This window comes from Polaromonas sp. P1_F8 (assembly GCF_056405635.1).
The window spans coordinates 205,342-224,515 of sequence record NZ_JBFUBS010000006.1; the positions used below are offsets into that span (position 1 = coordinate 205,342).

The 19,174-nt window shown below is 63.7% G+C and carries 17 protein-coding genes; 10 read left to right on the forward strand and 7 right to left on the reverse strand.

Going from position 1 to position 19,174, the window contains the following annotated elements:
* Window positions 1-16: 16 nt before the first annotated feature.
* Together argF and arcC are read left to right on the forward strand one after the other, a co-directional pair.
* Window positions 17-1,015, forward strand: coding sequence for an ornithine carbamoyltransferase (argF, locus tag AC1D1J_RS19190; protein ID WP_477695577.1), 999 nt, complete (start codon window positions 17-19; stop codon window positions 1,013-1,015).
* A complete protein-coding gene (gene arcC, locus AC1D1J_RS19195; protein WP_477695578.1) occupies window positions 1,012-1,938 on the forward strand; it encodes a carbamate kinase in 927 nt (308 codons plus the stop codon). The genes argF and arcC overlap by 4 nt, the downstream gene beginning before the upstream one ends.
* Before the next feature lie 18 nt (window positions 1,939-1,956).
* Here arcC and AC1D1J_RS19200 read toward each other — a convergent pair whose 3' ends face one another.
* The 3 genes from AC1D1J_RS19200 to AC1D1J_RS19210 form a co-directional block, all read right to left on the reverse strand.
* Window positions 1,957-2,406, reverse strand: a complete 450-nt coding sequence (locus tag AC1D1J_RS19200; RefSeq protein WP_477687008.1) for a universal stress protein — start codon at window positions 2,404-2,406, stop codon at window positions 1,957-1,959.
* 282 nt (window positions 2,407-2,688) lie between these two features.
* Window positions 2,689-5,238: a cation-translocating P-type ATPase gene (locus AC1D1J_RS19205; protein ID WP_477695579.1), complete on the reverse strand. Its 2,550-nt coding sequence runs from the start codon at window positions 5,236-5,238 to the stop codon at window positions 2,689-2,691.
* Window positions 5,239-5,267: 29 nt separating this feature from the next.
* A complete protein-coding gene (locus tag AC1D1J_RS19210; RefSeq protein ID WP_477695580.1) occupies window positions 5,268-5,873 on the reverse strand; it encodes a hypothetical protein in 606 nt (201 codons plus the stop codon).
* Window positions 5,874-6,116: 243 nt separating this feature from the next.
* Between AC1D1J_RS19210 and AC1D1J_RS19215 the strand changes: the two genes are divergently transcribed.
* Both AC1D1J_RS19215 and AC1D1J_RS19220 read left to right on the forward strand, forming a co-directional pair.
* Window positions 6,117-6,512: a TraR/DksA family transcriptional regulator gene (locus AC1D1J_RS19215; RefSeq protein ID WP_477687005.1), complete on the forward strand. Its 396-nt coding sequence runs from the start codon at window positions 6,117-6,119 to the stop codon at window positions 6,510-6,512.
* 70 nt (window positions 6,513-6,582) lie between these two features.
* A complete protein-coding gene (locus AC1D1J_RS19220; protein WP_477687004.1) occupies window positions 6,583-7,044 on the forward strand; it encodes a universal stress protein in 462 nt (153 codons plus the stop codon).
* 109 nt (window positions 7,045-7,153) lie between these two features.
* Here the strand turns inward: AC1D1J_RS19220 and AC1D1J_RS19225 are convergent, their stop codons facing one another.
* Complete coding sequence (locus AC1D1J_RS19225) at window positions 7,154-8,113, reverse strand: LysR family transcriptional regulator (protein ID WP_477695581.1); 960 nt, start codon at window positions 8,111-8,113, stop codon at window positions 7,154-7,156.
* Between the two features lie 75 nt (window positions 8,114-8,188).
* On the opposite strand from AC1D1J_RS19225, the gene AC1D1J_RS19230 reads away from it, so the two are divergent.
* The 3 genes from AC1D1J_RS19230 to AC1D1J_RS19240 all read left to right on the forward strand — a co-directional run bounded on the left by AC1D1J_RS19230 (window position 8,189) and on the right by AC1D1J_RS19240 (window position 10,190).
* Window positions 8,189-8,827 (forward strand): DsbA family protein, encoded by a 639-nt coding sequence (locus AC1D1J_RS19230; protein ID WP_477695582.1) that lies wholly within the window; start codon window positions 8,189-8,191, stop codon window positions 8,825-8,827.
* 69 nt (window positions 8,828-8,896) lie between these two features.
* Window positions 8,897-9,796 (forward strand): MBL fold metallo-hydrolase, encoded by a 900-nt coding sequence (locus tag AC1D1J_RS19235; RefSeq protein WP_477687001.1) that lies wholly within the window; start codon window positions 8,897-8,899, stop codon window positions 9,794-9,796.
* 4 nt (window positions 9,797-9,800) lie between these two features.
* Window positions 9,801-10,190, forward strand: coding sequence for a nuclear transport factor 2 family protein (locus AC1D1J_RS19240; RefSeq protein ID WP_477687000.1), 390 nt, complete (start codon window positions 9,801-9,803; stop codon window positions 10,188-10,190).
* A gap of 76 nt (window positions 10,191-10,266) precedes the next feature.
* Here AC1D1J_RS19240 and ssb read toward each other — a convergent pair whose 3' ends face one another.
* On the reverse strand, window positions 10,267-10,758 hold the full coding sequence (ssb, locus tag AC1D1J_RS19245; RefSeq protein WP_457281543.1) for a single-stranded DNA-binding protein: 492 nt from the start codon (window positions 10,756-10,758) through the stop codon (window positions 10,267-10,269).
* Between the two features lie 54 nt (window positions 10,759-10,812).
* Entirely contained in the window at window positions 10,813-12,045 is a 1,233-nt protein-coding gene (locus AC1D1J_RS19250; protein WP_477687162.1) for an MFS transporter, read from the reverse strand.
* 210 nt (window positions 12,046-12,255) lie between these two features.
* Between AC1D1J_RS19250 and uvrA the strand changes: the two genes are divergently transcribed.
* Both uvrA and AC1D1J_RS19260 read left to right on the forward strand, forming a co-directional pair.
* On the forward strand, window positions 12,256-15,294 hold the full coding sequence (gene uvrA, locus AC1D1J_RS19255; RefSeq protein ID WP_477695583.1) for an excinuclease ABC subunit UvrA: 3,039 nt from the start codon (window positions 12,256-12,258) through the stop codon (window positions 15,292-15,294).
* Window positions 15,295-15,342: 48 nt separating this feature from the next.
* Window positions 15,343-16,272 carry a DMT family transporter gene (locus tag AC1D1J_RS19260; RefSeq protein ID WP_477695584.1) on the forward strand — a complete coding sequence of 310 codons (930 nt, stop codon included), beginning with the start codon at window positions 15,343-15,345 and terminating at the stop codon, window positions 16,270-16,272.
* Here AC1D1J_RS19260 and AC1D1J_RS19265 read toward each other — a convergent pair.
* Complete coding sequence (locus AC1D1J_RS19265) at window positions 16,262-17,632, reverse strand: MFS transporter (protein ID WP_477695585.1); 1,371 nt, start codon at window positions 17,630-17,632, stop codon at window positions 16,262-16,264. The genes AC1D1J_RS19260 and AC1D1J_RS19265 overlap by 11 nt on opposite strands.
* A 247-nt stretch (window positions 17,633-17,879) precedes the next feature.
* Here AC1D1J_RS19265 and AC1D1J_RS19270 point away from each other — a divergent pair, with 247 nt between their 5' ends.
* Window positions 17,880-18,782, forward strand: a complete 903-nt coding sequence (locus AC1D1J_RS19270) for a LysR family transcriptional regulator (protein WP_477695586.1) — start codon at window positions 17,880-17,882, stop codon at window positions 18,780-18,782.
* The last annotated feature ends 392 nt before the right edge of the window (window positions 18,783-19,174 follow it).

The window sequence follows — 19,174 nt, forward strand, 5'->3', positions numbered from 1 at the left end:
CGAAAGACGGCTACCCATGAGCTTCAACCTTCACAACCGCAGCCTTCTGGACCTCAAGGATTTTTCTCCACGCGACATCCGTTTCCTGCTGGACCTGGCTGCGGAGCTCAAGCGCTCAAAATACGCGGGCAATGAGCTCGCGCGCCTCAAGGGCAAAAACATCGCGCTGATTTTCGAGAAAGCCTCCACCCGCACGCGCTGCGCCTTCGAAGTCGCCGTGCACGACCAGGGTGGCCATGTGACCTACATCGACCCGGTCAGTTCGCAGCTGGGGCACAAGGAGTCTCTCAAGGACACGGCCCGGGTGTTGGGCCGGCTCTATGACGGCATCGAGTACCGCGGCTTTCACCAGACGGTGGTGGAAGAAATCGCGCGTTTCTCGCACGTCCCGGTCTGGAACGGGCTCACGGACGAGTCGCACCCGACCCAGGTACTGGCAGACCTGCTGACGATGCAGGAGTTCGGCGAAAAGCCGCTGCACGAACTGTCCTTTTGCTACCTGGGCGACGCCCGCTTCAACATGGGTTGCTCGCTGCTGGTGGGCGGCACGCAGATGGGCATGGACGTTCGTATCGCCGCACCCTCCGCGCTGATGCCACCGCCCGCGCTGGTGAGCGAAATGCGCGAACTGGCAAGGACAACAGGCGCGCGCATCACCCTCAGCAACGATCCGGCCGAAGCGGTCAAGGGCGCGGACTTTCTCTACACCGACGTCTGGGTGTCCATGGGTGAGCCCGACGACACGTGGAAACTCAGGATTGAGCAGTTGCTGCCCTTCCAGGTCAACAGCGCCTTGATGAAGGCCACCGGCAAGCCACGAACCCGCTTCATGCATTGCCTGCCGGCTTTCCACAACCTGGACACCGAGGTAGGGCGCCAGATCCACGAACGCTACGGCCTCAGCGAAATAGAGGTGACCGACGAGGTCTTCGAGTCCGACGCGTCCATCGTGTTCACGCAGGCGGAAAACCGCATGCACACCATCAAGGCCGTGCTCGTGGCCACGCTCGCATGAAGCTGGTCGTGGCACTGGGCGGCAATGCCTTGCTGCGCCGGGGCCAGTCGCTCAGCGCGCAGAACCTGCTGGAAAACATCCGGAGCGTGGCGGCCCAACTGGCCCGCGTCGCGCTTCGTCATGAGTTGGTGGTGACTCACGGCAACGGGCCCCAGATAGGCCTGCTGGCGCTGCAGAACTCGGCCTACGCGGCAGTGGCGCCCTATCCGCTTGACGTACTGGGTGCGCAAACCGAAGGCATGATCGGTTACCTGCTGGAGCAGGAACTTGCCAACCACCTTCCACCCGGCCGCCCCGTGGTCACCCTGCTTACGCGTGTGGAAGTCGACCCCGCCGATCCGGCTTTCGGGAAGCCCACCAAACCTATAGGACCTGTTTACACGAAGGAGGAAGCCGAACGGCTTGCGCAAGCCATGCACTGGCATGTCGCGCCGGACGGTGCAGGCTTCAGGCGCGTCGTGGCTTCGCCTCTCCCTACGCGTGTGCTGGGCATGGACCCGATCAGCTGGCTGCTGCAGCATGAGGCAGTGGTGATCGCCGCGGGGGGTGGCGGCATCCCGGTGGTGCACACCGCCGGCGGGCATTCTCTTCAAGGCATCGATGCCGTGATCGATAAGGACCTGACGGGCGCCCTGCTCGCGCGGGAACTGGGGGCCGACTGCCTGGTGATCGCCACCGACGTGGATGCCGTCTACCTGGGCTGGGGAACGCCCGCACAGCACGCCATCGGCAAGATCAGGCCACAGGAATTGCTGGGCCATAGCTTCCCCGCAGGCTCCATGGGCCCCAAGGTACAGGCTGCCACCGGCTTTGTGCTCAAGACCGGCAAGAAGGCTTTGATAGGCTCGCTGGCCCAGATTGAGGAAATGCTGGCGGGCCGTGCCGGTACAGAGGTGAGTCCCGACGGTGGCCTTGCGGGCTGAGAACAGGCTCTTGCAAATTCAGCCTTTCACTACCAGCACCGGAACCGGGCTGTGCCGCACGATCTGCTCGGCGTCACTGCCCATCAGGATGCGGTCCAGACCGCGGCGTCCATGCGAGCCCAGAACGATCATGTCGGCATGAACCTGCCTGGCCTGTTCGGCGACCGCATCGCAAAGACGGCCGGCACCCGATTCAAGCAGCACGCTGTCGCATGCCACGCCCTTATTGGCGGCCAGGCTGCGCATCTGCGCCAGCAGCCTTTCACCCTCGGTGTGCATGAACGGGAGCGTTTGCTCATAGTACGCTTTGGCCGTTTCGAAGCCGTTGACGTAATCCAGCTCATCGATCACGTAGAGCAGCCGCAGGCGCGCCCCGTTCAGGTGCGCCAGTTCAATCGCGGTCTCCAGCGCTTTGACGGAAGTCGGACTGCCGTCAACCGGAACAAGTAATTGCTGTAGTAAGGCCATGTGCTCAAACGGTCCCGAGTAACGAAATCGTTGGTCGCACCCGCCACTGGAATTTTCCAGACAGGAGATCGGCCACGCAGCGCGACGTTCCGGTGTTGGAATACGAAACAATGAGAGTTTTCTCGGACATGGTTCTGCTCTTCGGATGGTTGCGCGCAACAAAGCGGCGGTCGGCCGGGCGCTGCGCAGGCATCGGCCACCAGCAAAGGGTATGGCGGACAGCAAACTCACCCCTTGACGTAAATCAAGAGCGGCGCCTTGCGTGAAGCCCTTCCCTCCGGGTTACGTGCTGCGGCGCCGCTGAACGTAGCGCAATGCCATGAGCCACAGCGTCATGGCGCCCAGAATCACCGACAGCCAGGCGGCAGCGCGTCCGGACGGCGCCACAAAGCCCATAACCCCTCGCAGCCAGGGTTGCCACAGCACCAGCGAAAGAAGCAAGGCCACCGCCGCGGCCAAACGCGGCAGCCATGGGTTCCTGAGGATATTCACCGGATGGCGATGAACCAGCACCAGAAGAAGCAGCCCTGCAACAAGGCTCACGAACAGCGTCGTGCGTATCTCGGCAGCGGGCCACCTCTGCTCCAGCAAGTACCAATTGGCCGCGAGCAGAACCAAGGCTATCCCTAAGCCTTGCGACAGGCCATAGGTCATGTTGTGCAAGGCAAACGGCGAATCTGCGGCAGGCCTGGGCGGACGGCGCATCAGTTGAGGATCCGCGGGCTGCGCTTCAAACAATATCGAGCAGGCCGGGTCGATGATCAGTTCAAGCAGGATGATCTGCGCGGGCAGCAACAGGGCGGGCCAGCGAAGCAAGGCGGGAACCAAAGCAAGCACCACGATGGGCGCGTGCACGGCGAAGATGAAGCGCACGGCGCTGCGGATGTTGTCGTCGACGTGGCGGCCCTGGCGTATGGCGGTGGCGATGCTGGCGAAGCTGTCGTCCAGCAACACCAGGGCCGCAGCCTCGCGCGCCACGTCGGTCCCGCGCTCGCCCATGGCGATCCCGGCGTCGGCGGCCTTGAGCGCGGGCGCATCGTTGACGCCGTCGCCCGTCATGCCCACCGTACCGCCGTCGGCCTGCAACGCGCGCACCAGCCGCAGCTTCTGCTCGGGCCTGAGCCGGGCGCAGATGGCGGCGCTCCTCAAACGGGTCCGCAGCGAGGCATCGTCCAGGACATCGATGTCCGCGCCGGTCAGCACGTCGGAGGGATTGGACAGGCCCGCCTGGCGGGCGATCGTACTGGCCGTCACAGGGTGGTCCCCCGTCATCATGATCACGCGTATGCCCGCCTCGCGGCAATCCTGGACGGCTTGCGGCACCGTGGGCCGTAATGGATCGGCCAGGCCCAGCAAGCCGGCAAAGCGCAGCGTAAGGGCCTGCTGGCTTTCGGGCAATGCGGCATCCGTCCACTCACCGCTCGCCACACCGAGCACGCGCAGGCCTCTTGCCGCCATGTCCTGCACCTGCTGCTGCACCGCCTCGCGTTGAGGTCCCTGGAGCCGGCACAAGTCCATGACCACCTCCGGCGCCCCTTTAGTGGCCAGGGAATAACGCCCCGGGATCTCGCTGCCGTAGGCGTGGGTGACGGCCAGGAGCTGCGGCGTGAGTGCATATTGCCACGCCGGTGCGGTGCCCTGGCGCGCTTTCGAATCCGGGCCCAGACGTGCGTCTCCGAGAGCACGTATGGCTTTTTCCATGGGGTCGAACGGCTTCAGCGGCGTGGCCAGCATGGCGCATTCGAGCAGTTCCGTGACCGCAGGAGGAAGCTGCGCATCGCCGCCGGACCTGAACACGGTATCGGTGCCCGCCAGCTCGACCAGCGCCATGCGGTTCTGCGTCAGGGTGCCGGTCTTGTCCACGGCCAGCACCGTGATCGCGCCCAGCACCTCGATGGCGTCAACCCTCCGCGTGAGGATTTTTTGCCGGGACAATCGCCAGGCCGCCAGCGCCAGGAACACCGCGAGGACGACGGGAATCTCCTCTGGTAGCACCGCCATCGCAAAGGCAATCGCCGGCAGCAGGCTGGCGACAAAACCCTGGCCGTCCCTGAGCCAGGCGAGCAGCACCAGCAGCGCGGCGACAGCCAGCCCGGCGCCGGCGAATCCCCGCACGATGCGCCGCGACTGCCGGTACAGCCTGGAGGCCGGGGCCTGCGTGGTCGCAAGGGCCACGCCGATGCGGCCCATCGCGGTGCGGCCCGCGGTGGCATGCACCCGGGCCAGGCCCGCACCCTGCGTGACCACGGTGCCGGCGTAAAGCGCTGCGCCGCCTTCGCCATCGGGCTCATCGCCGCGCCCGGTTTGCGGATGCGGCAGCTTTGGCCGGGGCACGGATTCGCCGGTCAGCAGCGACTCGTCGGCCTCGAGGGCCCCTTCCAGCAAGTCGGCATCCGCAGCGATACGGTCGCCCTCGCGCAGCAGCAGGACATCCCCGCAGACCACCTCGCGACAGGCGATGCGAAGCTCCCTGCCGCCCCGCAATACCAGCGCGCGCGGCGCCGACAGTTCGCGCAAGGCCTCAAGCGCCCGCTGTGTTTTTTTCTCCTGAAAGAAAGTCAGCGTAACAATCAGGAAAACTGAGGCCAGCAAAAAGATGGCTTCGGCCGTATCACCCAGCACCAAATAGCCCGTACCTGCCGCGAGCAGCATCAAAAACATGGGTTCCTTGACAACCCCCAGGGCCATTCGCCAGAAGCCTTGGGGCTCGCTTCCGGGCAACAGGTTGGGCCCGTCGATCCGGAGACGCGCAGCGGCCTCCTCGCCGCTCAGCCCCAAGGCCTCGGGTGTCGGCTCGCACGGGAGGCCGAGTGCTTGAACTGCAGTAGTCATGTTTTCAGCGGGTCCTCGGGGAAATCCCCCTATTTTTTCGGACCTGAGTCTGCGCCCTTATCCGCCGCCTGCTTGCTGGCTTCGGCCGACTCCTGCGCAGCTTTTTCCGCGCTTCTTAATGCATCCTGCGTTGCCTTCATGGCTTTCAGCGTTTCCGCCTGATCGGGCTGGTCCGACTTGCGCAGCGCTTCCTCGGCGCGCCCCGACGCCGCGCGCACGGCGGACGCAGCCCTCCGGGCCGCTTCGGCGGCTTTAGCCGTCAGTTTCCTCATGCTGTCGGTTGCGGTGGCGGAGGCTTGCTCGGCTTTCTCGCGAGCCCTTCTTGCGGCTTCGTCCGCTTTGAGCGCCTGTTCCCGGATATTTGCGGCGGCCCGTTGCGAAGCATCCTGGGCGGCGGTTTCAGTCAACTGCAGCGTGAGCTTGACCAGGTCGGCCGCTGCACGCGCGGAGTCGGCCGCCTCCTGTGCGGCCTTTTGTGCCGCCGCCTTTGAACGCGCGGCCACACCCACCGGCGCACTGGAGGCTCCGGCACGCGCCTGCGCCTTCTCAGGCGCTTGTGCACTGACGTCACCGGCCGCGTAAGCCACGGCACACGAGGCGACAGCCGCGGCGATCACAAAGATTCTGGTTTTCATGGCGTGCCTTTCAACGGAGTTGAGGGCACCCATGATGGCCAGGCCGGGCGGCAAGGCATTTGACCTGGCGCAACTGGCGTGCAATCGCGTTTTCATACTGGATTGGAAGCGCGATTTTCAACACCGAAGGGCACGGCCCTGGTTCATCGCTGCTTGCGCCAGATCAACACCAGTTTGTTGGGACTTCATGAAAATCACGGCTGGAGCAGACACAAAGACCATCCACTTTTTTCAGGCCCCTTCATGAAGCATTACGACAATTCACTTGCAGGACACTTCGGTAACATCCTGGCCCGGCGCGAAGCCGAGCTAAGGGCCACCCTGGATACCGGCGGCAAGGAGGAACTCGCGGCCGAGGAAGCCGGCAGCGGGGAGGTGCGGGACTTCAAGGATCTGGCCGAGCGGGAGTCGCAGTTCGACATGGCGGCCCTGGATGCGGCACGCGCCATGGAAGAACTGGCCCAGGTGCTTGCAGCCCGCCGCCGCCTGCAGGAGGGCCACTACGGCCAATGCACGGAATGCGGCAAGCCGATTGACCTCCGTCGCCTGGAAGCCCTGCCGGCCGCAGCGTTCTGTTTGGCCTGCCAGACCGTCGGCGAAGAGACGCCGGCCCTCCACCGCAAACCAATCCGCACTTGACCAGTATCAATATCCGGGGCCCAAAAATCGCCACCATGGATGACGTTTCAACTCACATGAGGCATTCACCATGTTCAAGCGAATCCTGATTCCCGTGGACGGCAGCGACACTTCCAACAAGGCCCTTGTCGCCGGCCTGGCGATGGCGCGGGAAACCAGCGCCAGCGTACGGCTGCTGCACGCCTTCAATGAGGCGGCCTACCTGGGTGGAGTCGACCCCTATGGCACCTGGTCAGCCGATCTGGTCGGCATGATGCGCGAAAGCGGCGCCAAAGTCCTGACGGATGCGACGGCCATCGCCGGGTCGGCCGGAGTCACTGCAAGCCAGGTGCTTTGCGATGAACCGGGCAAACGCCTGGGAGAGTCGGTGGCCGAGGCGGCCAGACTCTGGAACGCCGATCTCATCGTGGTCGGCTCCCATGGCCGGCGCGGCCTGGGACGGGTGCTGCTGGGCAGTGGCGCCGAGCAGATCCTGAGGCTGGCGCCGGTGCCTGTCCTGGTCGTCCGCGATGCACCTTCAGCGCAGGCTTAAACGAAACATAGCTGCAGAGCACAACAAGCGTGCGCGAGCAGCTATCAAAATAATACCAATCCTCGGAGCGGAATATCGTCGCCATGTCGACCACGCGCCAGGCTGGGCGTCAGCTTTCATTTGACGCGCTGACGGCCTGCCGTTGTTGTTCCCTGTCTGCCAGCAAGTCGACAAAGGCACGGACCTTCGCGGGACGAAAGCGCGCGGCCGGAAACACGGCATGGATACCGCCGGAAGGCAGGCGCCATTGCGGCAGGACCTGGATGAGACGGCCGGCCGCAAGATCACCCGCTACCGCATAGTCCGGCAACACCGAAAGCCCCGCGCCCTGGAACACGGCTTCGCGCACGGCAAGCGTGGCGTCGAGAAAAATCGAGGCCTGCACGCTAACGGCCTGGCGCTCACCCTCGTTGAGCGAGAAATTCCATGTCAGGTGGTCGCGAAGAGCGGTGTTGGCGATGAAGGGCAGGCCGGCGATGTCTTGCGGCGCGGTAAGCCGCGCCACTTGCGGCTTCATGGCCGGCGACGCCACGAGCAGTTGCCGGAAAGAACCGATTTTTCGCGCCTGCAGGCTGGTTTCAGCAAGCCAACCGACACGTATCGCCAGTTCGATGTTGCCCGACATGAGGTCCAGCGTCTGGTCGGTGAGGACGGCATCGACCTTGCACGCGGGGTAGCGCCGGGTAAAGGCGGCGATAGCCGGCACCACCACGCCGACACCATAGTCGAAGGGGGCGGTGAGCCGCAGCATGCCGGACGGCTCCGCTGAGGTTTCGGCCAGGTCGTCGAAGGCGTCCCCGGCCTCGCGCAAGATCAGCGCGCAACGCAGGTAGAAGGCTTGCCCCAGTTCGGTGGGCTGCACCTTGCGTGTGGTGCGGACGAGCAGCGATGTCCGGAATTCGCGCTCCAGCCGCGCAACCTGCTGACTGACCACCGCCTTGGTGATCCCCAGGCGATCCGCAGCCGCGGTGAAGGAGCCGGTTTCCACCACAGCCGCGAAGTAGGCCAGGCGCCTCAGGTTCCCCAGCGCGCCGAGGCCGCCTTCGTCTTGATTGTTTGCTTTAAACATACATTGTGTTTATCAGAGATGTCTTTAACAGTCAATAGATAGTGCCTACGATCACAGCCAGTGAGCAAAGAACCCATGACCAAGACCCTCTATTACCTGTTCGACCCGCTGTGCGGCTGGTGCTACGGCGCCATGCCGGCGCTCTCGGCATTGGCTGAAACTCCCGCCGTCCGCATCGAACTGCTGCCGACCGGGCTGTTCGCGGGCGAGGGCGCACGGCCCATGAACAGTGACTTCGCTGCCTATGCCTGGTCCAACGACCAGCGCATCGAGCGCCTGACGGGGCAGCGCTTCACCGGGCAGTACCGCGAGCAGGTTCTCGGTGATCGCCAACGCTTGTTTGACAGCGGCCCCGCCACGGTGGCACTGACCGCCGTGTCATTGACGGCACCGAGCCGGGAACTGGAAGCCCTCAAGGCGGTACAGAGCGCGCGCTATGTGGATGGCAAGGACACGACCTCACTGGAAACGCTGGCCGGCGTGCTGTGTGGACTCGGCCTTGAGCAGGCCGCCGCAATGGTGGCGCAGCCCGACGAAGATCTTCTCGTCGCCAACCGGGCCCGCATGGACCGCGCGCAGGCCTTGATGCGGGAGTTCGGCGCGCAGGGTGTGCCCACCTTGATTGCCGAGTCGGGCGCCAAGCGCTGGATCGTGAATCACGCGGCTTTCTATTCCAACCCGCGTGCGCTGATCAGTGAACTGGAAGCCGCCTGATTCCGGCAGCAGCCCCTGCCACCCTCATCTCCGCCATCCCTTTTGAGTTAACCGTTAGAAAGAAAAACCATGACAACACGAAGAGAAGCAATCAAAACTGTAGCCGGCGCGGCTGTCGCGACGGCCATCTTAGGAGTGAAAAGCGCTATGGCTGCAAATACCAACCTGACCTGGAAACACTTTCCCGCCGGCGAACACGGATTCTTCCGTGCCCCGGTACTGATCTCCGGCGAACGCGAGGCTGTCCTCATCGACGGGGGCTTTACGCTTCCCGACGGCAAGGCATTGGCCGAGGCCATCAAGGCCACCGGCAAAAAGCTCACGACCATCTACATCAGCCAGAGCGATCCCGACTACTACTTCAGCTTGGCGCCCATCAAGGCGGCGTTTCCCGGCGCCAAGGTGATCGCCGCACCGGCGACGATAGCGGCCATCAAGGGCAACGTTGAAAAGAAACTGGCAACCTGGGGCCCCCAGCTCAAGGAAAACGGCCCACAGGCGCTGGCGGACATCGTGATGCCCGAAGCCTTCGACGGCCGCAGCCTCACCCTGGAAGGCCAGACCCTCGAAATCGCCGATGCCGATGGCCTGGCCAACCGCCGCTACATCTGGGTGCCTTCGCTGAACGCCATCTTTGGCGGCGTGCTGCTGTTCTCCGGCGTCCATGTATGGACCGCCGACACACAGGGCGCCGAGGCCCGCGCCGCATGGGTGAAGACGCTTGACGCCATGGCCGCGCGCAAACCCGCCGTGGTGGTCCCCGGCCACATGGCGGTCACGGCGGCGGTGGACGCAAGCGCGATCCAATACACGCGCGACTACCTCGTGGCTTTCGAGGAAGTGCTGGCCAAGGCCGCCGACAGCGGTGCCCTCATCGCGGCCATGACCCGGCGCTACCCGAACGCCGGCATGGGCGTGGCGTTGCAAATTGGCGCCAAAGTCGCCAAGGGCGAGATGAAGTGGGGTTGAAACCATGATGTCGAATATCGACATCGTCCGTGCCCACTACGCGGCCTCGGCCCAGGGAAACATCGGCGAGATGATGGCCCATGTCTCGCCCCAGGTACGCTGGACCGAGATGGCGGGCTTCCCCTGCGCGGGTACCTGGGTCGGGCCTCAAGCGGTTGTCGACAACGTCTTTGCCGTGCTGGGCAGGGACTGGATCGGTTATCGCTTCGAACTGCAAAGCCTCGTCGACGGTGGTGAGCACGTCGTCGGGGTGGGAAGCTACCGCGGCATTTACCGCGCCACGGGAAAGGACATGCAGGCCCGTGTGGCCCATGTCTGGCACCTGCAGGGCGGGGAGGTCGTGGCCTTCGAGCAGTTCACGGACACGCTGCTTGTTCGTCAGGCGATGAGCTGATCATCCGGACGCCTGCAAACGAAAAGCCCACGCTCCTCTCGGAGAGTGGGCCTTCATCGGCAATGACTTTTCGTATTTAGAACGGGATATCGTCGTCCATGTCGTCAAAGCCGCTGGCGGCCTTGGCTGCCGGGGCGGGCCGCGGTGCGGCGGCCGGCGGGCGTGCCGCAGGTGCGGACTGGCGCGGTGCTTCATAACCGCCACCGTCATCACCGCCGGGGCCGCCCATGCCCTGGCGGCTGCCGAGCATCTGCATCTGGTCGGCACGGATTTCGGTGGTGTACTTTTCCTGGCCGTCCTTGTCGGTCCACTTGCGCGTGCGCAGGCTGCCTTCGACATAGACCTGCGAGCCTTTGCGCAGGTACTGGCCGACGATTTCAGCCAGACGGCCGTTGAACACCACGCGGTGCCATTCGGTGGCCTCCTTCATTTCACCCGTCTGCTTGTCCTTCCACTTGTCGGTGGTGGCAATGGTGACGTTGGCGACCTGGTCACCGCTGGGGAAGCTGCGCATTTCGGGGTCCCGGCCCAGATTGCCGACGACGATGACTTTATTGACGGATGCCATGAGAGGTTCTCCTGAGCTGATCTACAGGGCGGGGCCCTGCTATTTATGAATAACTCACAGTTTAACTGGCCGGCCCGGTAAAGCCTCGCCGCCCGGGGCCGCTGCGGCCGCATGGCGTCCGGGCGCCCGCATGGGCCATGCCACCAGCAGCCAAGCCAGCATCAGGCCGCCGCACAACAGAAAAAGCCCCTGGGCACCATGCACCTTGGTGATCCAGCCGCCCACCGCGCCGCCGGCAAAAAACCCCAGCGACTGCAAGGTGTTGTAAACCCCCAGCGCCGCGCCGCGAGCATGGGCTGGCGCCACCCGGGAGGCCAGGCTGGGCTGGGTGGCTTCCAGGACGTTGAAGCCGCAAAAAAACAGGAACAGCAGCACGGCCAGGATGCCCAGACTGGCCGGCGCCGAGGTAGACGATGCCACCCAGAGCAAGCCCAGCTGAACCAGCAGGACCAGGCCGACAGCCCCCAGGAACACGGCGCGCAGGTAGCCCCGTTTTTCCAGCGGAAACAGCGTAGCCCCCATCACCCCAAAAGAGGCCAGTACCGCCGGCAGGTAGACCTGCCAATGCGCGGCCTTGTCGAGTCCGGCATTCACCAGCAAAGCCGGAATCGCCACCCACATGGCCAGCTGCACGGCATGCAGCACGAACACGCCGAAATTCAGCCGCAGCAGCGCGGTGTCCTTCAGCACCTCCGCCACGCTGCCGCGCGGCCGGCTGACGTGCTCCACCGGTTCGGGTGGCACCCACCAGACGACCACGGCAATGCCGCCCAGTGCCAACGCGCCAGTCAGGGCAAACAGCCCGTGCAGGCCGATAGCACCGGCGAGCAGTGGCGCGGCCAGCAGCGAAAGCGCAAACATCAGGGCAATGCTGCCGCCCACCAGCGCCATGGCCTTGGTACGCACTTCGTCACGGGTGGAATCGGCCAGCAGCGCCGTAACGGCAGCCGAAATGGCCCCCGCCCCCTGCAACGAGCGGCCGGCGATCAGCCAGTTCAGGTCGGGCGCCCAGGCGGCGATCAGGCTGCCCAGCGCAAAAATGACCAGGCCGGCCACAATGACACGCTTGCGCCCCCACCAGTCCGAGGCGATCCCAAAAGGAATTTGCAGGATGCCCTGCGTCAGGCCGTAAATACCCATGGCCAGGCCAATCCGGGCCGGGTCATCGCCCCCCGGGTATTTGGCCGCCTCCAGCGCAAACACCGGCAGCACCAAAAAGAGGCCGAGCATGCGAAGCGCAAAGATCGAAGCCAGCGAAACGCTGGCGCGCCGCTCGGTAGCGGTCATGGGAAACGACATGGGGGCTGTAGGCGCAATCAAGGGGATTAAAAGGGCAAAAGCGGCCAAAAAATAGCTAGAAAAGCTCCAAAACAGGGCAATAACCCGGGATTGACCGGCTGGAGCGGCAAGCCCCGGCTGCCCCTGGCTTGCCCAACCGGCTATTGTGCTTGAAACGGTGCTTCGGTCTATGATGGAGAGTTTTGCGGCTGCCACATCTTGAACTCTCCTGACGACAGCAAATACCTTGCCAAAGCACTTGCGGCCCAGCGGATCAGCATCCGCGGCGCGCGCACGCACAACCTGAAAAATATCGACCTCGATATTCCGCGCAACCAGCTGGTGGTGATTACCGGCTTGAGCGGCTCGGGCAAGTCGTCTCTCGCCTTTGACACGCTGTACGCCGAAGGCCAGCGACGCTACGTTGAGAGCCTGTCTACCTACGCCCGCCAGTTCCTGCAGCTGATGGACAAGCCCGACGTGGACATGATCGAAGGCCTGTCGCCCGCGATCTCCATCGAGCAGAAAGCCACCTCGCACAACCCGCGCTCCACCGTGGGTACGGTGACTGAAATTCACGATTACCTGCGCCTGCTGTTTGCGCGGGCCGGCACGCCCTATTGCCCAAACCACGACCTGCCGCTGCAGGCCCAAAGCGTCAGCGAAATGGTCGACACGGTGCTGGCGCTGCCCGAAGACACCAAGCTGATGATCCTGGCGCCGGTGGCGCGTGACCGCAAGGGCGAATTTGTGGACGTATTTGCCGAGATGCAGTCGCAAGGCTATGTGCGCTTTCGCGTCGACGGCACGGCCTATGAGTACGACGACCTGCCCAAGCTCAAGAAAACCGAAAAACACAACATCGATGTGGTGATTGACCGCATCAAGGTGCGCGCAGACCTGCAGCAACGCCTGGCCGAAAGCTTTGAGGCCGCACTGCGCCTGGCCGACGGCAAAGCGATTGCCATGGAAATGGACACCGCCAAAGAGCACCTCTTCAGCGCGAAGTTTTCCTGCCCGGTTTGCGACTATTCACTGAGCGAAATGGAGCCGCGGCTCTTCTCTTTCAACTCGCCCGTCGGCGCCTGCCCCACCTGTGACGGCCTGGGTCATATGGAATTTTTCGACCCGGCGCGCGTGGTGGCCTTCCCGTCGCTGAGCCTGGCCAGCGGCGCCGTCAAGGGCTGGGATCGCCGCAACGGCTACTACTTCTCGATGCTGGAAAGCCTGGCAAAGCACTACAAATTCGACATCGACGCTGCCTTTGAGAACCTGCCCGACACCGTGCGGCAGGTTGTCCTGTATGGCTCGGGCGAGGAAGAAATCAAGTTCAGCTATGTGATGGACTCGGGCAACTTTGCCGGCAAGAAGATCGCCAAGAAGCATCCTTTCGAAGGCGTCATCACCAACTTCGAGCGTCGTTACCGCGAAACCGATTCCGCCGCCGTGCGCGAAGAACTGTCCCGCTATCGCAGCGTGCAGCCCTGCCCTGACTGCGAAGGCACGCGCCTGCGTACCGAGGCACGCCACGTGTACCTGGTGAGCGCGCCTGAAGACGGCGTTGACGCATCGGTGACCGATGGCACCAAACCCGGGCGCAAGGCGATCTATGAAATCAGCCACTCAACGTTGCGCGAGAGTTTCGAGTATTTCAACGCGCTGAAAATGCAGGGTGCCAAGGCCGAAATTGCGGCCAAGGTAGTGCGCGAGATCGGCCTGCGCCTGAAGTTCCTCAACGACGTGGGGCTCAATTACCTCAGCCTGGACCGCAGCGCCGAGACACTGTCGGGTGGCGAGTCGCAGCGCATACGCCTGGCCTCGCAGATCGGTTCGGGCCTGACCGGCGTGATGTATGTGCTCGACGAGCCCAGCATCGGCCTGCACCAGCGCGACAACGACCGCCTGATCGGCACGCTCAAGCATTTGCGCGACATCGGCAACAGCGTGCTGGTGGTCGAGCACGACGAAGACATGATCCGCGCGGCCGACCATGTGATCGACATGGGACCGGGCGCCGGCATCCACGGCGGGCGCGTGATGGCGCAAGGCACATTTGACGAAGTCAAGAACAACCCTGATTCACTGACGGGCCAGTACCTGGCGCAAACGCTGAAGATCGCCGTGCCCAAACGCCGCACACCCTGGCTGCCGACGGTCAAGGCTGTGGAAGCCATCGAAAAAAAGAAGATCTCCCGCTTTCCGCAAAGCCCGGCCGCCGAACGCCGCGCAGCGCGCGAGGCCGTGCACCAGGCCACGCTGGGCGACATGCAGGTGCTGCGCGTTATCAATGCGACTGGCCACAACTTGAAGGGCGTGAGCGTCGAATTCCCGGTGGGCCTGCTGACCTGCGTGACGGGCGTCTCCGGCTCGGGCAAATCCACGCTGGTCAACGACACGCTGTACGCCGCCGTGGCGCGCACGCTGTACCGCGCCCACGAAGAGCCCGCGCCGCACGAAGCCATTGAAGGCATCGAGCATTTCGACAAGGTCATCAACGTCGACCAGTCGCCCATAGGCCGCACGCCGCGCAGCAACCCGGCCACCTACACCGGCCTCTTCACACCGATCCGCGAACTGATGGCCGAGATGAACACGGCGCGCGAACGCGGCTATGGCGCCGGAAGGTTCAGCTTCAACGTGGCTGGCGGCCGCTGCGAAGCCTGCCAGGGCGACGGCGTGGTCAAGGTCGAAATGCACTTCCTGCCCGATGTGTATGTGCCTTGCGATGTCTGCAAAGGCATGCGCTACAACCGCGAAACGCTGGAAGTGCAGTACAAGGGCAAGAACATCGCGCAGATCCTGGACCTGACCGTCGAGGTGGCTGCCGAGTTCTTCAAGGCCGTGCCGACGATTGCGCGCAAGCTGCACACCCTGCTCGACGTGGGCCTGTCCTACATCAAGCTGGGCCAGGCCGCGACCACGCTCTCGGGCGGCGAGGCGCAGCGCGTCAAGCTTGCACTGGAACTGAGCAAACGCGACACCGGCCGCACGCTGTACATTCTCGATGAACCGACAACCGGCCTGCACTTTGCCGACATCGACCTGCTGCTCAAGGTATTGCACCAGCTGCGCGACGCAGGCAACACGATTGTGGTGATCGAGCACAACCTGGACGTCATCAAGACGGCCGACTGGTTGATCGACATGGGGCCCGAGGGCGGTGCCGGCGGCGGCACGGTGGTGGGTGTCGGCACACCGGAAGACATCGCGGCCAATACGGCCAGCCATACCGGACGGTACCTGGCGCGCCTGCTCTGAGTTTCCCTGCCGCGTCCGGACGCGGCCTTCTTTTCACGGAATCCCGGTTTGAACAGTTCCACTTTTTTCACCCGGCGCAAAGTGGTTTTTCTGCTGGCCTCGCTGTGCTGTCTGCTCTGGGGCAGCGCCTACCCGGCCATCAAGAACGGCTATGCGCTGTTTCATATTGCGGCCAACGACATTCCCTCCAAGCTGGTATTTGCGGGCTGGCGCTTTATTTTTGCCGGCCTGGTGCTGCTGGTGTTTGCGGCCATCAGTAAAAAACCGGTGTTCCAGCTGGACCGCCGCACCTTCGGCCAGGTGACGCTGGTGGGACTCACGCAAACGAGCTTGCAGTACGTCTTCTTCTACATCGGCCTGGCGTATGCCACCGGCGTGAAGAGCTCGATCATGAATGCAACGGGCACCTTCTTCAGCGTGCTGCTGGCGCATTACATCTACAAGAATGACCGGCTCAGTTTCAACAAGGTGCTGGGTTGCGTGGTGGGCTTTGCCGGCGTCATGGTGGTGAACTTCAGCGAAGGCCTGCTGGCTTTCGATTTCACGCTGCTCGGCGAAGGCTTTGTGGTGATTGCCGCTTTTGTGCTGTCGGCCGCCAGCATTTACGGCAAGAAGGTGTCGCAGCGCGTGGACTCGGTGGTGCTGACGGGCTGGCAACTGGCCATAGGCGGCCTTGCCCTGCTGCTGATCGGTGTTGCCACCGGCGGCACGCTGTCGGGCTTCACGCTCAAGTCCACTTTGCTGATGGTTTACCTCGTGGTGCTGTCGTCGGCCGCGTTTTCGCTGTGGACGATTTTGCTGAAGTACAACCGCGTGAGCATGATCACCGTGTTCAATTTCATGATACCGATTTTTGGGACACTGCTGTCGGCGGTGTTTCTGGATGAGCGCTTCCTGGAGTGGAAAAACGGCCTGGCCTTGTTGCTGGTTTGTTATGGGATCTGGCTGGTGACGAAGGAAGAAAAAGTTACCGGCTGAGCCTGGGTTTTACGCGCAAGCGGCCCCCGACAGCGATGGCGATTGCGATGGCAACCAGCACCGCCGCAACCGCGAACGTGACCTGCATGCCGGTGGCAACAGCGCCGGCACCCGCGGTCGTGATGTCCGCCGCCGAGGCAAACGCGAACACGGCCCCCAGCGCGGAGGCCCCGGTCATGAGCCCCAGATTGCGCGACAGGTTGAGCATGCCGGAAATGACACCCCGCTGGTCCGAAGGAATGTCCGTCATGACGGCGGTGTTGTTGGCGGCCTGGAACAGCTGATATCCCGGGGTCAGGATGAAGATGGCGGCCACGTAGCCCGCAACACCGAACATCGCTGGAAGCGCGGCCAGCGCCGCTGCACCGGTAGCCACGGCGATGAGCCCGGCGACGGCCATGAACGGAGCACCCAGGCGGTCCACCATGCGGCCGGCCGGAACGCCGCTCAATGCTGAAATGACGGGGCCGACCGACATGACGATGCCGACCAGCGCGGCGTTGAGCCCGAGGCCATGGGACAGGTAAAACGGGCCGATGACAAGCGTCGCCATCATCACGGTCGCAACGAGCGCGTTCATGCCGAGGCTTGCACTCAAGCCTGGAGCGCGGAACATCGCGAGCCGGACCAGAGGGGATTTCGCTTTCGACTCGACGAACACGAAGAGGCCGACGCCGATAACAGCCGCAAGCAGCAGCGCCATGTTGAGCGGACCGAAATGGCCGCGCCCTGTTGTCATGGCCAAGGCGTAGGCTGCGAGCGTCAGGGCCAGCAGCAGTGTGCCCAAGTGATCAAAATGGGGGCGATCCTTCTTCCGTTCCTTACAGTCAGCAGGCAAGTAGCGACGCGCCAGGGAAAAAGTCAGGATACCCAGCGGCACGTTGACAAAAAATATGGCCTGCCAGCCTGATACGGCGATCAGGACACCGCCCAGCGATGGACCCAGCGCGGTGCCAACAGCGGACATCGTGCCGAGCAGCCCCATGGCACTGCCGGTTCTGGCCTTTGGAACCGCCTCGCCGACAAACGCCATGGTGAGCGCCATCATCACGGCCGCCCCAAGGCCCTGGACAGCCCGGGCGGCAACCAGCAGCCAGAGCGTGGGCGCGATGGCGCACAGGACCGAGGCCACCGAGAACAGGAAGATGCCGGCCAGCAGCAACCGCCTTCGGCCCATCAGGTCCCCCAGCCGTCCGGCACTGACGATCAGGGCGGTGATGGACAGCAGGTAAGCCAGGACCACCCACTGCACTTCCTGAAAAGAGGCGTTGAACGCCTGAGCCAGCGCCGGCAAACCCACGTTGGCGATGCTGGTGCCGAGCGAGGACAGCAGCATGGACAGTGAAAGGCTGGCCAGCACCCATCGGACCGGCGGCGCCGGTTCCGCGTTGGCATTTTTTGATAAGCGGGTGGGTGTGAGAGGAGTGGTCAAGATAGTCCAGTGAGCAAAGCAGGCAAGCGGGTAAGCAGGTAAAGGGGTTGTGGCTCCCCGAAATGGAGCTCTCTAGGAGCGTAGTTCTTTACCTGGCATGGCGGAAGACGCACCATTTGCACTTTATGAGTGCGTTTAACGCCATGTGACGGCCAAATTGCGCTATGGTCGATGCATGGCTGCGCCTGATTTCAACCTTCTTGTCACCCTGGATGTGCTGCTCGCGGAAGGCAGCGTGGCGGGCGCAGCCCGGCGCCTGCGGCTGAGCCCGTCAGCGATGAGCCGGGCGCTGGCCCGATTGCGCGAAACGACCGGCGACCCGCTGCTGGTCAGGGCTGGGCGCGGCCTTGTTCCCACACCGCGCGCCGTCGAACTCCGTGAGCGCGTCAGTCAGCTTGTGCAAGACGCAGAAGCGGTGCTGCGCCCCGCCAAAAAGCTCAAGCTCAAACAGCTGGTCCGAACGTTCACGCTGCGCACGCGTGAAGGTTTTGTGGAGAACTTCGGGCCAGAGCTTATTGCACGCGTTGCGAATGAAGCACCCGGCGTACGGCTGTGCTTCGTACAGAAGCTCGACAAGGACAGCACGCCTCTTCGCGACGGGACCGTTGACCTGGAAACCGGCGTGGTGGGAAAGACGGCGGCACCGGAGCTGCGGGTGCAGGCCTTGTTCCGGGACCGGTTCATCGGCGTCGTGCGAATGGGGCACCCGCTGGGCGAGGGAAAGATCACACCCGCCCGCTACGCCGCCGGCAGGCATATCGATGTCTCACGGCGGGGCCAGGGCAAAGGGCCGGTGGATGAAGCCTTGCAGCCGTTCGGGCTCGAGAGGGAGATCGCCACCATCGTCGGCGGTTTTGCGGCGGCACTGGCACTGGCCCGGTCTTCCGACCTGATCGCCACGGTTCCCCAACGGCACACCGGGAACCTGCGCGCCGGAATGCACAGTTTTGCGCTGCCGGTCTCCACGCCGGAGATCACGGTGTCATTGCTCTGGCATCCGCGGCTGGATGCGGATCCGGGGCATCGGTGGCTGCGGGGGTGTGTTCGGGAAGTTTGTGCGGGGCGGCCCCTCGCCTGATCGAACGGTTGGTGATGTTGTGGCCGCGCCCTTTGCGGAGTGTTGCTGGCCGGGGGTAGCCCGGCAGCTACTCACTTTTCTTTTGCTTCGCCAAAAGAAAAGTAAGCAAAAGAAAAGGCGACCCTGCTGTCTGCGACCCCTGCGCTGCGCTCCGGGGCAACCTGCGGTGCTCGGTTCAGGCGGGGTCTCGCTCGAACTCGCCTACGGCTCAGACAATCGCGATCCCTGATCCGCCTGAACCTGCGCTCCTCGGCGCATACAGAAGGGGCTAGCGGGTGCAGGGACCGAAGACAAATACCAACTCCAATACCGACAAGGACACGCCATGGCGTGTCCTTGTTTCTTCAGGTGTTCGGGTTCCGGTATTCGGCTGTTGGCTGTTCGGTATTTCT

What these genes read in the sequence shown, in the direction of transcription:
- arcC (WP_477695578.1), top strand. Translation starts at nt 1,012, where the DNA reads ATGAAGCTGGTCGTGGCACTGGGCGGCAATGCCTTGCTGCGCCGGGGC.
- argF (WP_477695577.1), top strand. Translation starts at nt 17, where the DNA reads ATGAGCTTCAACCTTCACAACCGCAGCCTTCTGGACCTCAAGGATTTT.
- AC1D1J_RS19210 (WP_477695580.1), bottom strand. Translation starts at nt 5,873, where the DNA reads ATGAAAACCAGAATCTTTGTGATCGCCGCGGCTGTCGCCTCGTGTGCC.
- AC1D1J_RS19215 (WP_477687005.1), top strand. Translation starts at nt 6,117, where the DNA reads ATGAAGCATTACGACAATTCACTTGCAGGACACTTCGGTAACATCCTG.
- AC1D1J_RS19220 (WP_477687004.1), top strand. Translation starts at nt 6,583, where the DNA reads ATGTTCAAGCGAATCCTGATTCCCGTGGACGGCAGCGACACTTCCAAC.
- AC1D1J_RS19225 (WP_477695581.1), bottom strand. Translation starts at nt 8,113, where the DNA reads ATGTTTAAAGCAAACAATCAAGACGAAGGCGGCCTCGGCGCGCTGGGG.
- AC1D1J_RS19205 (WP_477695579.1), bottom strand. Translation starts at nt 5,238, where the DNA reads ATGACTACTGCAGTTCAAGCACTCGGCCTCCCGTGCGAGCCGACACCC.
- ssb (WP_457281543.1), bottom strand. Translation starts at nt 10,758, where the DNA reads ATGGCATCCGTCAATAAAGTCATCGTCGTCGGCAATCTGGGCCGGGAC.
- AC1D1J_RS19200 (WP_477687008.1), bottom strand. Translation starts at nt 2,406, where the DNA reads ATGGCCTTACTACAGCAATTACTTGTTCCGGTTGACGGCAGTCCGACT.
- AC1D1J_RS19250 (WP_477687162.1), bottom strand. Translation starts at nt 12,045, where the DNA reads ATGACCGCTACCGAGCGGCGCGCCAGCGTTTCGCTGGCTTCGATCTTT.
- AC1D1J_RS19270 (WP_477695586.1), top strand. Translation starts at nt 17,880, where the DNA reads ATGGCTGCGCCTGATTTCAACCTTCTTGTCACCCTGGATGTGCTGCTC.
- AC1D1J_RS19240 (WP_477687000.1), top strand. Translation starts at nt 9,801, where the DNA reads ATGATGTCGAATATCGACATCGTCCGTGCCCACTACGCGGCCTCGGCC.
- AC1D1J_RS19230 (WP_477695582.1), top strand. Translation starts at nt 8,189, where the DNA reads ATGACCAAGACCCTCTATTACCTGTTCGACCCGCTGTGCGGCTGGTGC.
- AC1D1J_RS19235 (WP_477687001.1), top strand. Translation starts at nt 8,897, where the DNA reads ATGACAACACGAAGAGAAGCAATCAAAACTGTAGCCGGCGCGGCTGTC.